This is a genomic window from Brevundimonas sp. AJA228-03 (assembly GCF_017795885.1).
In the GTDB taxonomy this organism is placed as follows: domain Bacteria; phylum Pseudomonadota; class Alphaproteobacteria; order Caulobacterales; family Caulobacteraceae; genus Brevundimonas.
The window spans coordinates 2,095,953-2,109,068 of the sequence record NZ_CP059297.1 but is presented as its reverse complement, the minus strand read 5'-3'; the positions used below and the strand labels follow the sequence as shown (position 1 = coordinate 2,109,068).

The 13,116-nt window shown below is 67.9% G+C and carries 13 protein-coding genes; 6 read left to right on the top strand and 7 right to left on the bottom strand.

What is annotated here, in order from left to right:
* Positions 1-176: 176 nt before the first annotated feature.
* Both HZ989_RS10545 and HZ989_RS10540 read left to right on the top strand, forming a co-directional pair.
* Positions 177-569 carry an NADH:ubiquinone oxidoreductase subunit NDUFA12 gene (locus HZ989_RS10545; protein ID WP_209320788.1) on the top strand — a complete coding sequence of 131 codons (393 nt, stop codon included), beginning with the start codon at positions 177-179 and terminating at the stop codon, positions 567-569.
* The gene (locus tag HZ989_RS10540; protein WP_209320787.1) at positions 566-1,240 is read left to right on the top strand and encodes a DUF2155 domain-containing protein; all 675 of its coding nucleotides are present in this window, start codon (positions 566-568) and stop codon (positions 1,238-1,240) included. The genes HZ989_RS10545 and HZ989_RS10540 overlap by 4 nt, the downstream gene beginning before the upstream one ends.
* On the opposite strand, the gene aat is transcribed toward HZ989_RS10540, so the two are convergent.
* From aat to HZ989_RS10520, 4 genes are all read right to left on the bottom strand, one after another.
* Entirely contained in the window at positions 1,207-1,872 is a 666-nt protein-coding gene (gene aat, locus HZ989_RS10535; RefSeq protein WP_209323103.1) for a leucyl/phenylalanyl-tRNA--protein transferase, read from the bottom strand. The genes HZ989_RS10540 and aat overlap by 34 nt on opposite strands.
* Positions 1,873-1,939: 67 nt before the next feature.
* Complete coding sequence (gene accC / locus HZ989_RS10530) at positions 1,940-3,286, bottom strand: acetyl-CoA carboxylase biotin carboxylase subunit (RefSeq protein ID WP_209320786.1); 1,347 nt, start codon at positions 3,284-3,286, stop codon at positions 1,940-1,942.
* A gap of 3 nt (positions 3,287-3,289) precedes the next feature.
* Complete coding sequence (gene accB / locus HZ989_RS10525) at positions 3,290-3,799, bottom strand: acetyl-CoA carboxylase biotin carboxyl carrier protein (RefSeq protein ID WP_209320785.1); 510 nt, start codon at positions 3,797-3,799, stop codon at positions 3,290-3,292.
* Positions 3,800-3,804: 5 nt separating this feature from the next.
* Complete coding sequence (locus HZ989_RS10520; RefSeq protein WP_209320784.1) at positions 3,805-4,284, bottom strand: type II 3-dehydroquinate dehydratase; 480 nt, start codon at positions 4,282-4,284, stop codon at positions 3,805-3,807.
* Positions 4,285-4,400: 116 nt separating this feature from the next.
* On the opposite strand from HZ989_RS10520, the gene thiS reads away from it, so the two are divergent.
* The 4 genes from thiS to HZ989_RS10500 all read left to right on the top strand — a co-directional run bounded on the left by thiS (position 4,401) and on the right by HZ989_RS10500 (position 7,901).
* Entirely contained in the window at positions 4,401-4,598 is a 198-nt protein-coding gene (gene thiS / locus HZ989_RS10515) for a sulfur carrier protein ThiS (protein WP_209320783.1), read from the top strand.
* A 40-nt stretch (positions 4,599-4,638) separates the two neighbouring features.
* Positions 4,639-5,448, top strand: coding sequence for a thiazole synthase (locus tag HZ989_RS10510; protein WP_209320782.1), 810 nt, complete (start codon positions 4,639-4,641; stop codon positions 5,446-5,448).
* A 67-nt stretch (positions 5,449-5,515) separates the two neighbouring features.
* Complete coding sequence (locus HZ989_RS10505; protein WP_209320781.1) at positions 5,516-6,022, top strand: DUF3224 domain-containing protein; 507 nt, start codon at positions 5,516-5,518, stop codon at positions 6,020-6,022.
* Positions 6,023-6,194: 172 nt separating this feature from the next.
* Complete coding sequence (locus tag HZ989_RS10500) at positions 6,195-7,901, top strand: hypothetical protein (protein WP_209320780.1); 1,707 nt, start codon at positions 6,195-6,197, stop codon at positions 7,899-7,901.
* An 8-nt stretch (positions 7,902-7,909) separates the two neighbouring features.
* Here the strand turns inward: HZ989_RS10500 and HZ989_RS10495 are convergent, their stop codons facing one another.
* The 3 genes from HZ989_RS10495 to HZ989_RS10485 are packed head-to-tail and all read right to left on the bottom strand — an operon-like array spanning position 7,910 to position 12,877.
* On the bottom strand, positions 7,910-8,707 hold the full coding sequence (locus tag HZ989_RS10495; protein WP_209320779.1) for a thioredoxin domain-containing protein: 798 nt from the start codon (positions 8,705-8,707) through the stop codon (positions 7,910-7,912).
* A 21-nt stretch (positions 8,708-8,728) separates the two neighbouring features.
* Complete coding sequence (locus HZ989_RS10490) at positions 8,729-10,159, bottom strand: M48 family metalloprotease (RefSeq protein ID WP_209320778.1); 1,431 nt, start codon at positions 10,157-10,159, stop codon at positions 8,729-8,731.
* A 54-nt stretch (positions 10,160-10,213) separates the two neighbouring features.
* The gene (locus tag HZ989_RS10485) at positions 10,214-12,877 is read right to left on the bottom strand and encodes an Rne/Rng family ribonuclease (RefSeq protein ID WP_209320777.1); all 2,664 of its coding nucleotides are present in this window, start codon (positions 12,875-12,877) and stop codon (positions 10,214-10,216) included.
* Between the last annotated feature and the right edge of the window lie 239 nt (positions 12,878-13,116).

The window sequence follows — 13,116 nt, the reverse complement described above, 5'->3', positions numbered from 1 at the left end:
GCCTAGGGCGCGCCGCCGCCTGTCTGCAATAGATGTAGGGGTTTCGGGGCAGGTTACCCCCAAGATGTTGGCAATAAGGATTTCGGGTCAGTGCTGGACGCGGGCCGGGCCGGTTTCTATGATCGCGCCTCTGGATCGGGCCTCCCGCCGATCCGAATCTGGACTGGATAGGCCCCGTGCTCGGCAGAATCTTCGGTTGGACGTCCGGCGCGACGATCGGCACACTCTTCACCATCGCCAGGCGTGGCGAACTGATCGGCACCGACGAGAACGGCAACCGCTATTACCAGTCACGCGACCACATCAGCTATGACGGCCGCAAGCGACGCTGGGTCGTCTATGACGGCTATGCCGAGGCGTCCAAGGTGACGCCGGACTGGCACGGCTGGCTGCACTACACTTTTGACGAGCCGCCGACCGAGGCTCCCTTGCCGCGCCGCCGGTGGGAGAAGGATCATCTGCCCAATATGACCGGCACGCCGCTGGCCTGGCATCCGCAGGGGTCGCTGGCGGCCGAGGGCGTGCGCCCTGCCGCAACGGGCGACTACGAAGCCTGGAAGCCCGAATGACCGCCCTGCGCCGGGTCCTGGCCGGCACGGCCGCCGTCGTTCTGGCGACATCCGGAGTCGTCGTGGCCGGTGGCCGACAGGACGGCCCGCCCCAGGACGCCCGGCCGGCCGCGGACCCTGTCGGTGATGCCCTGCGCAATGACCCGGGTCAGGAAGCGGCTCCGGCCGGCGATCCGGCCCCCGACGAGCCCATCGCCATTACCCCTCCGATTCCTTCCGTCGAGACGACCGATCTGGCCGCCGACCCGGTCTCTGAGGAAGAAGACGCCGCCACCGATGAGGCGGACAAGGGCGAGGGCGAAAGCGAGGAGGACAAGGCCAGGCGTCTGGCCGCCGACACGCCCACGCCGCGCCAGCGTCGGCGCGTCGCCATCGTCGATGCCATCGACAAGATCACCGCCGAGAGCATGCGGTTCGAGGTCGAGGTCGGCGGGCCACCGGTGCGGTTCAACAACAATCTGATCTTTACCGCCCGCGCCTGCGAGGTCTCGGCCGACAATGAGGTGGTGAAGGACGCCATCGCCTATCTGGATATCACCCTTCAGCCCCGCGCCTCGCCGGGGACGGCACCGCGCCAGATCTTCCGGGGCTGGATGTTCTCGTCCACACCGGCGATCAGTGGTCTGCAGCACCCGATCTATGACGCCTGGATCGTCGGCTGCAAGGCATAGGCCACGGCGTCCGACCCTGACAGCGGGATCGACAGGGCCATCGTCTCGGGACCGGACTCCAGGGCCATGGCCAGCCGTTTCAGGTAGTCGGCCTGGGGCATTTCGATCAGGCCGAACTGGTCCAGGTGAGGCGTCCTGAACTGGGCGTCCAGCAAGCGCCAGCCGCCCCGGCGCAGCCGCGCGACCAGATGCACCAGGGCGACTTTCGAGGCATCCGTGGCGCGGCTGAACATGCTTTCGCCGAAGAAGGCCCCGCCGAGGGTCACGCCATAGAGACCCCCGACCAGGACCTCGTCGCGCCAGCACTCGATGCTGTGGGCCCGTCCGCGGGCGTGCAGCTCCACGTACAGTCTGCGAATGGGGGCGTTGATCCAGGTGTCCTCGCGTCCCGGTGACGGCGATGCGCAGGCATCCAGGACGGCGGCGAAGGCGGTATCGACCCGGACGACGAACGGTTCGGCGCGAACGGTCCTGCGAAGCCGGGTCGGGATGTGAAAGGCGTCCAGAGGGATGACGCCGCGTTGCTCGGGTTCGACCAGAAACACCCGCGGCTCGTCCCGACCCTCGCCCATGGGGAACACGCCCCGGGCGTAGCACGCCAGCAGGGCCTCGGCGGTGAACAGACCCGGCAGGGGGAAGACGGAGGCCGCAGGGTCGGTCACGGTCGCTATCCTTCCCCACAGGGACAGGACCGGGGGGTCACGCCTTTTGCCGCCTGGCCCAGTTTTCCAGCCAGTGGATGTCGTAGTCTCCCGACAGGATGTCGGGCTCGGCCAGCAGTTTCTGGAACAGCGGGATGGTCGTGTCGACGCCGCCGATGACCATCTCGTTCAGGCTGCGCTTCAGACGGGCGATGCATTCGGCGCGGTCGCGGCCGTGGACGATCAGCTTGCCGATCAGGCTGTCGTAATAGGGCGGAATCGAATAGCCGGCGTAGATCGCGCTATCCAGCCGCACGCCCAGACCGCCCGGCGCATGGAAGTCGGTGACGGTCCCCGGCGAGGGGGCGAAGGTCTCGGCGTTTTCGGCATTGATCCGGACCTCGATGGCGTGGCCCTCGAAGTGGATGTCCTCCTGGGTGAAGCTCAGCGGCAGACCGGCGGCGATGCGGATCTGTTCGCGCACCAGATCGACCCCGGTGACCGCCTCGGTGACCGGATGTTCGACCTGCAGGCGGGTGTTCATCTCGATAAAGAAGAACTCCCCGTCCTCCCACAGGAACTCGATCGTGCCGACGCCCAGATAGCCGATCTTGCCGATGGCCTTGTTGACCGTCTGGCCGATGGCGATCCGTTCCGCAGCCGACAGGGCGGGCGAGGGGGCCTCTTCCAGCACCTTCTGGTGGCGGCGCTGCAGCGAACAGTCGCGCTCGCCCAGGTGGACGACGTTGCCGTGGCTGTCGGCGACGACCTGAATCTCGATATGGCGGGGCTTCTGGAGATAGCGCTCCATATAGACCGCGCCGTTGCCGAAGGCGGCCCGGGCTTCGGTCTGGGCGGTCTGGACGGCCTCGACGAGGTCTTCCGGCGTCAGGGCGACCTTCATGCCGCGCCCGCCGCCGCCCGCCGCCGCCTTGACGATCAGGGGAAAGCCGATGGTCTTCGACGCTGCGATGGCGTCCTCGATCGTCTCGACCTCTCCGGCCGAGCCGGGGACGCAGGGAATGCCGGCCGCAAGCACCGTCTGCTTGGCCGTGATCTTGTCACCCATGACGCGGATGTGCTCCGGCGTCGGGCCGATGAAGGTCATGCCGTGGGCCTGGACAATTTCGGCGAAGCGGGCGTTCTCGGACAGGAAGCCGTAGCCCGGGTGGATGGCCTGGGCTCCGGTGATCTCTGCCGCCGCGATGATCGAGGGGATGTTCAGATAGGATTTGGCGGCCGGGGCGGGGCCGATGCAGACGCTCTCGTCGGCCAGCCGCACCCACATGGCACCGCGATCGGCCTCGGAGTGCACCGCGACGGTGGAGATGCCCATCTCCTTGCACGCGCGGTGAATACGCAGCGCGATCTCGCCGCGGTTGGCGATCAGGACCTTGGTGAACACGGCCTAGGCCTCAAGCAGGACAAGAGGTTCGCCGAACTCGACCGGCTGGGCGTCGCCGACCAGAATGTCGGCCACGACGCCGTCGCGCGGGGCCTGGATCGGGTTCATCGTCTTCATCGCCTCGATGATCAGGAGGGTCTGACCCTTCTTCACCTTGTCGCCCGGCTGGACGAAGGCCGGGGCTTCCGGCGAGGCCTGAAGATAGACGGTGCCGACCATGGGCGACTTCACCTGCTCTCCGGCCCGGGCGACGATCGTCGCCGGATCCGACGGCATTGCGGCCGGCGCGGCGACCGGGGCCGGGGCGGCAGCCGGTGCGGCCTGTTGCGGCGCGGCGGCATACTGCATGACCGGTGCGGCCGTGATCTCGCGGGCGACGCGGATGCGGAGCTCACCCCGCTCGACCTCGATCTCGGTCAGGGAGGTGTCATTCAGGATATCGGCCAGCTGGCGGACCAGAGCGGCGTCGATCTCGATCGACGGTTCGTTCTTCAGCGGTTTTTCGGTCGCCATGACAGCTATGCCTTGTCTGGGTTCAAACGGCCGGCGGAGATCTTGCGTTCCCCCACCAGCCCGAGAGCGGCCTTGACGGCCAGTTCATAGGATAGGGCTCCGAAGCCCGAGACGACGCCGGTCGCGGCCAGCGAGACGTAGGTCCTGTGCCGGAATTCCTCGCGCGCCGCCGGGTTGGACAGGTGGCACTCGATCACCGGAATGGTCAGGGCTTTCAGCGCATCGAGCAGGGCGATGGACGTATGGCCATAACCGGCCGGGTTCAGGATCAGGGCGTGCGCCTCGGTGCGCGCCTCCTGGACCCAGTCGATCAGCTCGCCCTCGCGATTGGTCTGCCGGAACACGACCGTCGCGCCTTCGGCTGCCGCCTCGCACAGGGCCTGGACGTCGGCCAGGGTCTCGCGTCCATAGATGTGCGGCTCCCGCACACCCAGAAGGTTGAGGTTGGGGCCGTTCAGGACGTAGAGGACGGGGGTTTCGGGCATTCGCTCCGGACAGGTTGGCGACGGCTGGACCGCCTCGGTGGGGCGGCCTTTTAGCGGAACGGCGTGCCGCGTCAAAGCCGGGGACGCGCCGGATCGGATCGGGTTGACGTAACGACATGCGCATTCAAGTCAACGGAGATACGCGCGAAGTGACTGCGCGGACGGTTCTGGCCCTCGTCGAGGAGCTCGGATTCGACGTTCGCAAGGTCGCTGTGGAGCGAAACCTCGCCATCGTGCCCCGGTCGCTCCACGCGGACACGCCCCTGGCCGAGGGCGACCGGATCGAACTGGTCCAGTTCGTGGGCGGCGGCTGAGCGGGTTCCGTTCCCGGCCGGTCGGGCCTAGATTGGTCGGATGAATGCTCCCTTCAGCCCGCCCGCTCCGGCGGATATCTCATCCGACACCTGGACCGTCGCCGGTCGCACGTTTTCGTCGCGTCTGATCGTCGGTACCGGCAAATATGCCGACTATGCCCAGAACGCGGCCGCGGCCGAGGCGGCGGGGGCGGACATCGTCACGGTGGCGCTGCGCCGGGTGAACCTCAGCGATCCGTCCCAGCCCATGCTGGTCGACCATCTGAAGCCGGACCGGTTCACCTTCCTGCCCAATACGGCCGGTTGCTTTACGGGCGAGGACGCGGTGCGGACCCTGCGCCTGGCGCGCGAGGCGGGGGGGTGGGACCTGGTCAAGCTGGAGGTGCTGTCGAACTCGGCGCACCTGTATCCCGACATGATCGAGACGCTGCGGGCGCTGGACCTGCTGGTCAAGGACGGGTTCGACGTCATGGTCTATTGCACCGACGATGTCGTGATGGCCCAGCGGCTGGAGGCGGCGGGGGCTGCCGCCATCATGCCGGCGGCGTCGCCGATCGGATCGGGTCTGGGCATCCAGAACCGGGTCAACATCCGGCTGATCGTCGAGCAGGCCCGGGTGCCGGTGCTGGTCGACGCGGGCGTGGGCACCGCCTCGGACGCGACCATCGCCATGGAACTGGGCTGTGACGCGGTCATCGCCAATACGGCCATCGCCGGAGCGCGGGACCCGATCGGGATGGCACGGGCGATGAAGCATGCGGTGATTGCCGGACGCGAGGCCTATCTGGCCGGGCGTATGGCCAAGCGGATGTATGCCGACCCGTCGTCACCGCTGGGCGGTCTGATCTGATCGATCCGCGATTGACGGGCGTCGCCAAGCGGCCCATTCTGTTCCCGAAATGTTCACGGGGGTCGGGATGCGATTTCTGACGGTTCGAGGCTATGTGGTGCTGATCACCTTGCTGGTTCTGGCGAGCATCGGCGTCTTCGGAGCCGGTGTGGCGCGGGCCCAGGATGCGGGCCTGCATCACGCGACGGGCACCTTCGAGGTGACGATGGCACCCGGCGACGAGGAGCAGGTCGAGGCGGGCCTCGGTCTGTCGCGTTATGTCCTGTCCAAGACGTTCGAGGGCGGCATCACCGGCACCTCGGATGGCCAGATGCTGGCGGGTGGGCCGCCGGGCGTGGAAACAACCGGCACCTATGTGGCGCTCGAGCGTGTGGTGGGAACCCTGGACGGCAAGACCGGCGCCTTTCTGCTGGCCCATCGCGGCGACATCAATGCGGACGGCTACACCCTGTCGATCACCGTCGTGCCGGGATCGGGGACGGGGGAGCTGGTCGGGCTGTCGGGCGACTTCGGACTTACCATCACCGACGGCGTCCACCACTACGATCTGGCCTATCGATTGCCAGAGGACTGAGGCCCGGGCGGACCCGGCCCGACGCGATCACGATCAACGTCGGATCGGTCACAGAAGCCGGGCGTCGATGAGGCTCCACGGGAGGGCAGACCGGTTCAGGGGCCGAAGGCACGGTGCAGGCAGGTGACTTTGTGCCCGTCTTTGAGGCAAGGTGTCCGGGGAGGGTTTGTCCATGCGAAACCGGCTACTCGGGTTCACCGCGATGGTCCTGTGCCTCGCCGCGCCTGCGGTTGTCGCCGATGCCACGACCGCCATGGCCGACGATGCCGCGGCCGCGGCGCTGATCCAGACCCCGCGCGGGTGCGGCCGGGTCGGGTCGTCGCTGGATGCGGCCCCGGAAGCCAATATGGTCATGGTCGAGGGCTTCGGGACCGCGACCTGGAAGGTCGACACGGACAGTGCGGAGGCCCAGGCCTGGTTCGATCACGGGGTGCGACTGCGCTGGGCCTTCGAGCACACCGAGTCGGTGCGGGCGTTCCGGAAGGCGAGGGCGCTCGATCCCGATTGCGGCCTGTGCGCCTGGGGCGAGGCCTGGGCGCTGGGGCCGAACCTGAACGGTGGCGGCACGGACGAGGCCTCGATGAACGAGGGCCGGGTGCTGGCCCAGCTGGCGCGACGCCGTGGCCGCGACGCGACGGCGCTGCAACGCCAGATGATCGACGCCCTGATCCAGCGGTATTCGGGATCCATGGCCAGCCGGGGTGTCCGCTTTGCCCGCGCCATGGACCGGGTCCAGCGCCGCTCGCCGGACGATCCCATGATCGCGGCGGTGGCCGCCGACGCCTGGATGTTGCAGGCCGACGAATGGTGGGATGACGAAGGCCGACCCGGTGACCATGGCATCGTGCGCGCCATGTCGATCCTGGAGGACTCGCTGGCCCGGTCGCCCGACGATCCCGGTACCATCCATCTGTACATCCACCTGACCGAATGGTCGGGCGACCCGCACAAGGCTATTCCCTATGGCGAGCGGCTGGCAGCCCTTGCGCCTTCGGCCAGTCATCTGGTGCACATGCCGTCGCACACCTTCTATCGCGTCGGCCGCTACAGGGACGCGATGCGATCCAATGTGAACGCGGTCGGGCTGGACAAGCGATACAATGAACTCGCGGCCCCTCCGGGCGGCATCGTCGGCATGCCGCTGCACGGCCATAACCTGCATTTCGGCATGGGCGGGGCCCTGATGGCGGGCGGGGCCGAGGACGGTCTGGCCCTGGCGCAGGACTTTCTGGCGACCTATCCCGAGATCGCGGGCGACGCGGTCTGGCGTCAGCTGATGGCCAATGACGCCTATGCGATCTTCGGCCGGTTCGGCACGCCCGAGCAGGTCGCGGCCCTGGGAGAGCCCCCGGCGGACCGGCCCCTGCTGCGGGCCAGCTGGCGCTATGGACGAGGCGAAGCCGCCGCGCGCGCCGGGAATGCCGCCGCTGTCCGCGCCGAGGCCCAGGCGATCAAGGCGATCCGGGACGACCCTTCGATCAACGGCGAAAATGCCAAGGACATGAAGGACTTCATGGAGGTGTCCCAGCGCGTGCTGGAGGGCCGTGCCGCCATGATCGAGGGCAATGCCCCCGCCGCGATCGCCGCCTTTACGCGCGCGGCAGAGATCCAGGCGCAGGACTCCGAGGGCGGCGATCCGCCGATCATCTGGTATCCGACGCGTCGCAGCCTGGCCGCTGCGATGCTGGCCAATGGCGATGCCGCCGGGGCAAAGGCCAGGGTTGAGGAACTGCTCACCGACTGGCCGATGGATCCCTACAGCTATTTCGTGCTCGCCGAGGCCGAGGCGGCGCTGGGCCATGCGGCGGCCGCCGAGGCTGCCCGGGCCAGGGCCAGCGTCGAATGGGTCGGCGGCGAGATGAGCCTGAAGCTGGCCTAGGCAGCGGCCTAGGTCGCGGCCTTGGCGGCCTCGATGGCGGCCAGGACCTCGGCCGGGGCGATGCTGGAGGTGGTCTCGCCGTTGATCAGGAAGGTCGGGGTGCCCACCAGCCCCAGCGTCGCGCCGGTCGTGTGAATGTCGGCCAGGTGCCGGTTCATTTCGGGCGACCGGATGGCGGCCACAGCGTCAGGTATGGAGACGCCGTTCTCGGCCAGCACACGGTCCACCGCCGCGCGTGTCAGGCCGTTCTCGGCCATCAGGGCCTGATAGACCTGCAGGTATTTGCCCTGCTGGTGGGCGGCCAGGGCCGCGCGGGCGGCATAGTTGGAGGTGGTATCGTTGCCCCGATCCAGAATGGGCCAGTCCTTGAACACGAACCGCACGTCGGGATGCGCCTCCATCAGGCGGACATAGTCCCTGGCCACCGCCTTGCAGCCGGGGCAGCGGTAGTCGAAGAATTCGATCACGGTGACCCTGGCGTCGGCCGGGCCGAAGGATGGATCGCGCGCATCGGCCATCATCAGGGCAGGATTGGCCGCGACGGCGGCATTGATCTTCTGGACCGTATTGTTCGCCTCGGCCTGTTCGCGGGCCTGAACGACCTCGTCCAGCACGGCCGGATTGGCCATCAGATAGGCCCGAACCCGGGACCCGAAATCGCCCCCCGTGACATAGGGCGCAAGCGAAAGACCGAGCGCGACCACGGCCACGGCCAGGGCAGTGGCACCGCCGCGCCCCGAGCCGAACCAGGCCAGTGGATCGGACCTGGTCACGGGCGCGGGATTGGTCGGGGTCGGATCAGTCATTCAGGGCCTCGGTCGGAAGGGTCAGGCGCCCGCGGGCGGTATGACGGTCGAGCGGTCCCGGCGGCGTTCCTGCCGCCGGTCCAGGTCGTTGATGTCGTCCATGGTCGCGCCGGACGCCAGAACGATGTCCATGGCGCGTCGCCATTCGTTCGATCCTCTCGGCAGCATGTCGCGGGCCCGCAGGGCAAATTGCGTCGCCTCCTGCTCGATGCCGGCCGCGAAATAGTATTCCGCCGAGGCCAGGCGCGCCTCGCCCTCCTTGCCCTGGCTGGCATAGGCCTGTGACAAAAGCCGCCATGCGAGGGTGTTGTCGTCCTCTCGCGCCACCGCCCGTTTCAGCTGATCGACGGCGGCATCCAGGTTGGCGCTGTCATTGGTCTCGATGAGGGCGTGGGCCAGGTTGATGCGAAGCAGGGGCGCGTCCGGCTTCAGCCGCACGGATTCCGAATGGGCGGCGATCGCCTCGCCCGGACGGCCCTCCTCGAACAGGATCTGCCCCTTCAGTTCCCACAGATAGGGGTCTTGCGGCTGTTCGGCGATCAGGGCATCTGTGGCGTCCAGCGCCCTCTGTGTCTGGCCGTCGCGATACCAGGCGATGGCGCGGGCATAACGCGCCGGGAAGGACGTGTCGCCGGAGCCATAGGCCCGGAGCGTCGTGTTCGGCGGGTCCATGAAGGCGTGAATCTTGGCCACGATCAGGGCGTGCTCGGCCATCCGTTCCGGGCTGTCGACCCGGCCATAATGGGCGGCCGCCTCAACGGGGCGACGCAGGGCTTCGATCCGCTGACCCGACAGGGGGTGGCTGCGGAAATAGGGATAGCGGCGCGCGTCGGAAAAGACTTCCTGGCTGCGGAAATTCTCGAAGAATTCGACCAGCCCCCGTCCGGATTCGCCGGCCGCCTCCAGACCGCGTTGCGCGGTGATGTCGGCCTCGCCTTCCTGACCTTGCAGGTAACGCAGGGCATTGATGGTCCCAAAGAACTGACCCGAGCCCAGCAGGGCCACGCCGGCACCCGGCTGGCCGGCGGCAATGGCCAGGGCCCCCAGAGCCATCGTCATCAGAAACGGCTGGGTCGCAGCACTCTGCGCCCCTTCGCGCAGGACGTGGCGATTCTTCACATGGCCCGCCTCGTGCGCCAGGACGCCCAGCAGCTGGTTGGGATTCTCGGTGCGCAGGATCAGACCGGTGTTGACCCCGATCACCCGGTTGCCCGTGGCGAAGGCATTCAACTGGGGGTCGTTCACCAGCAGAACCTGGATCTCGGACGGCTCCAGCCCCATCGCGATGAAGACCGGATCGGTCCATTCTCGAATGATGCTCTCGACCTCGGTATCCCGGATCGTGGACTGGGCCGAAGCAGGACCGGCCACGGCCGCCAGCAAGGACGCGGTAGCGGCGGCGCAGACCATGCGCGCGACGAGGCGGGACGCTGACTGGTTCGACCGGATCATGGCCAACTCCTTCGACCGGCGCCCCCGCCTCGTCTTCATGAGCAATCTAGGCCGTCACGAGCCCAGACGCCACCACCCACGCTTGGGCTTGACCGGGGGTGCGGTGATTTGCGCCGGGTCATTGGCGATGATGGCGGACAGATCCGCCTCGGGCATGGGCGGTTCGACGGCCTCGACCAGGATGGCCGGCTCGGCCTCGGCCACCGGCTCAGATGCCTCTGCCACGAAAGCGATCTCCGGCTCCATCGGGGGCACTGCGTCTTCGGCATCGGCCTGAACAATCGCGTCCGACGGGGTGTCCGCGACCGAGGTCGAGGACTTGCGGCGCACGCGGCGGCGTTGCGGCTCAGCGGTCACGACCGGGGCAGGGGCCTCGGAGGCGTCGTCAGCCAGCATGACGGCCATCGGCGCATCGGGCGACCCGTCGGCGGGCATACCCTCGCTGGTGGCGTCACCCTCGACCTTCAGATCGTGCGGCGTGGAGCGCTCTCCACCCCGACCGCGACCCCGACGACGACGCCGCGAGCGGCCGCCTTCGCGATCGCCGGCGATCTCGCCTTCCGGCCGTTCGCCGACCTGTTCCTCGACGTCACGCCGGGTCTGGACCGGGGCTGAGTTGGCCGAGGGACGCTCGCCCCGTTCGGCACGGGCGGGCGGGTTCAGCGGGTCGAACCAGACATAGGGATCTTCCAGAGACGGCGTACGGCCGCGAACCCAGAAGAAATCACTCGATCCGGTCGAGGCCGTATCGCCGTCCTCGCGGACCCGGCGCCCCCCCCGGCGACCCCGGCGGCGGCGGCGGCCCGCCTCGCTGTCGTCGTCGTCGTCGGAAACGACGCCCTCAATCACGGCATCGGCGGCGATCGGTGTCGCTTCCTCGTCACGGCGTCCGCCGCGACGGCGACGGCCGCGACCCCGGCCGCGCTCGCCCTCGTCCCGCTCGGCGCGCTCACGCGGCTCGTCGTCGTCGGTGTCTTCACGGTCCAGATCGTCGTCGTCGTCGACGATGAAATCCTCGTCGGCATCGTTGTCGTCATCGGCGCTGTAGGCGGAGTCATCGAAGTCGTCGTCGAGGTCCGCCAGGGAAACGACGGCCTCGGGGGCGACGAAGTCCTCGTTGGTCTCGGTGCGTTCTATGGCGCTCTCGCCCTGGCCCAGGCGGTCGTCGATCTGGATGATGACGGCCAGGCCGCGACGCTCCAGCAGCCGCTGCAGATAGTCGCGCTTGTGGTTCAGGATGTAGAGGGCGACGGCGGATGAGACCTTCAGATTGATCGACCCCGCGCCGTTCTTGCCGGCCTCGATGTCGACGGCGCGCAGCACCATCAGGGCGGCGCTTTCGGCCGAACGGACCCGACCGGCACCCTGGCAGTGCGGGCAGACCTCGGTGGCGCCTTCCAGCACGCCGAGGCGGCGACGCTGACGGCTGATTTCCATCAGGCCGAAGCCGGAGATGCGGCCCATCTGGATCCGGGCCCGGTCGAAGCTGAGTTCGTCCTTGAGGATGCGTTCGACGGTCCGGTTGTTCTTGGACTCGTCCATGTCGATGAAGTCGATGACCACCAGGCCTGCGAGGTCGCGCAGGCGCAGCTGTCGGGCGGCCTCGACGGCGGCCTCGCAGTTCGTCTTGAAGGCCGTGGCCTCGACGTTGCGTTCTTTGGTCGCGCGCCCCGAGTTGACGTCGATGGCGACCAGGGCCTCGGTCTGGTTGATGACCAGATAGCCGCCGGACTTCAGCGGCACGACCGGCTGGTGGATCTGCGTCAGCAGCTCCTCGATGCCATTGGCGGCGAACAGGGGCCTGGACCCCTGATAGAGGTGCACCTTCCTGGCCTGGGACGGCATCAGCACGCGCATGAAGTCGCGGGCTTCCTTGAAGCCTTCGAGGCCTTCGACCTGGATGCCGTCGAAATCCTTGTCGAACATGTCGCGCACGGCGCGGCGGACGAGGTTCTCTTCCTCGTAGATCAGCGAGGGGGCGTGGGAGGCCAGGGTGGTCTCGCGGATCGTTTCCCACAGGCGCAGCAGGTATTCGTAGTCGCGCTTGATCTCCGCTTTGGTGCGTTTGGCGCCGGCCGTGCGGATGATCAGACCCATGCCGCGCGGCACGTCCAGGGCGGCAGCGGCGGCCTTCAGGCGCTTCCTGTCCGTGGCCTGGGTGATCTTGCGGGAGATTCCGCCACCCTTGCCGGTATTGGGCATCAGCACGCAGTAGCGACCGGCCAGAGACAGCCAGGTGGTCAGGGCCGCACCCTTGCCGCCGCGCTCATCCTTGACGACCTGGACCAGCAGGATCTGCCGGCGCTTGATGACGTCCTGAATCTTGTAACGACGCATCAGGCGACGCTTCAGACGTTCCTCCTCGGCCATCCCGCCTTCGGAATCGCCGTCGTCGCTGTCGCGGGCGTTCTCGTCGTCGTGATCGTCGTCGGCCGAGTGCGCCTCGGCCATGATGGCCTCGCGGTCGGCGGCCGGAATCTGGTAGTAGTCGGGGTGAATTTCGTTGAAGGCCAGAAAGCCGTGGCGATTGCCGCCGTATTCCACGAAGGCTGCCTGCAGGCTGGGTTCTACGCGGGTGACCTTGGCGAGGTAGATGTTGCCGCGAAGCTGGCGTCTGGTCTTCGACTCGAAGTCGAATTCCTCAACCTGGCGGCCGTCCACGATGGCGACGCGGGTTTCTTCCGCGTGCGCCGCATCGATAAGCATGGTCTTTGACATTGAAGATTTCTCTCTGGCGCGCTCTGCCGGGACCTGAAGAGGCCGGGGCGGCTCGCCGAACGGGGTAAGGGGCCGGTGCGTGCATCATCCCGTCGTCGCGGCGAACGCCGGACACGACTGCGACCGGCCCTGTCGGGGCAGTCGATCGGAGGGAGAAGCAGGCGGAAAAGCCCATGGGGTCTGGTCGGTCCTGGACCCGCGGGCGCCGGAACAGCGTCGCAAGGTCGGGGGTAGGCCCG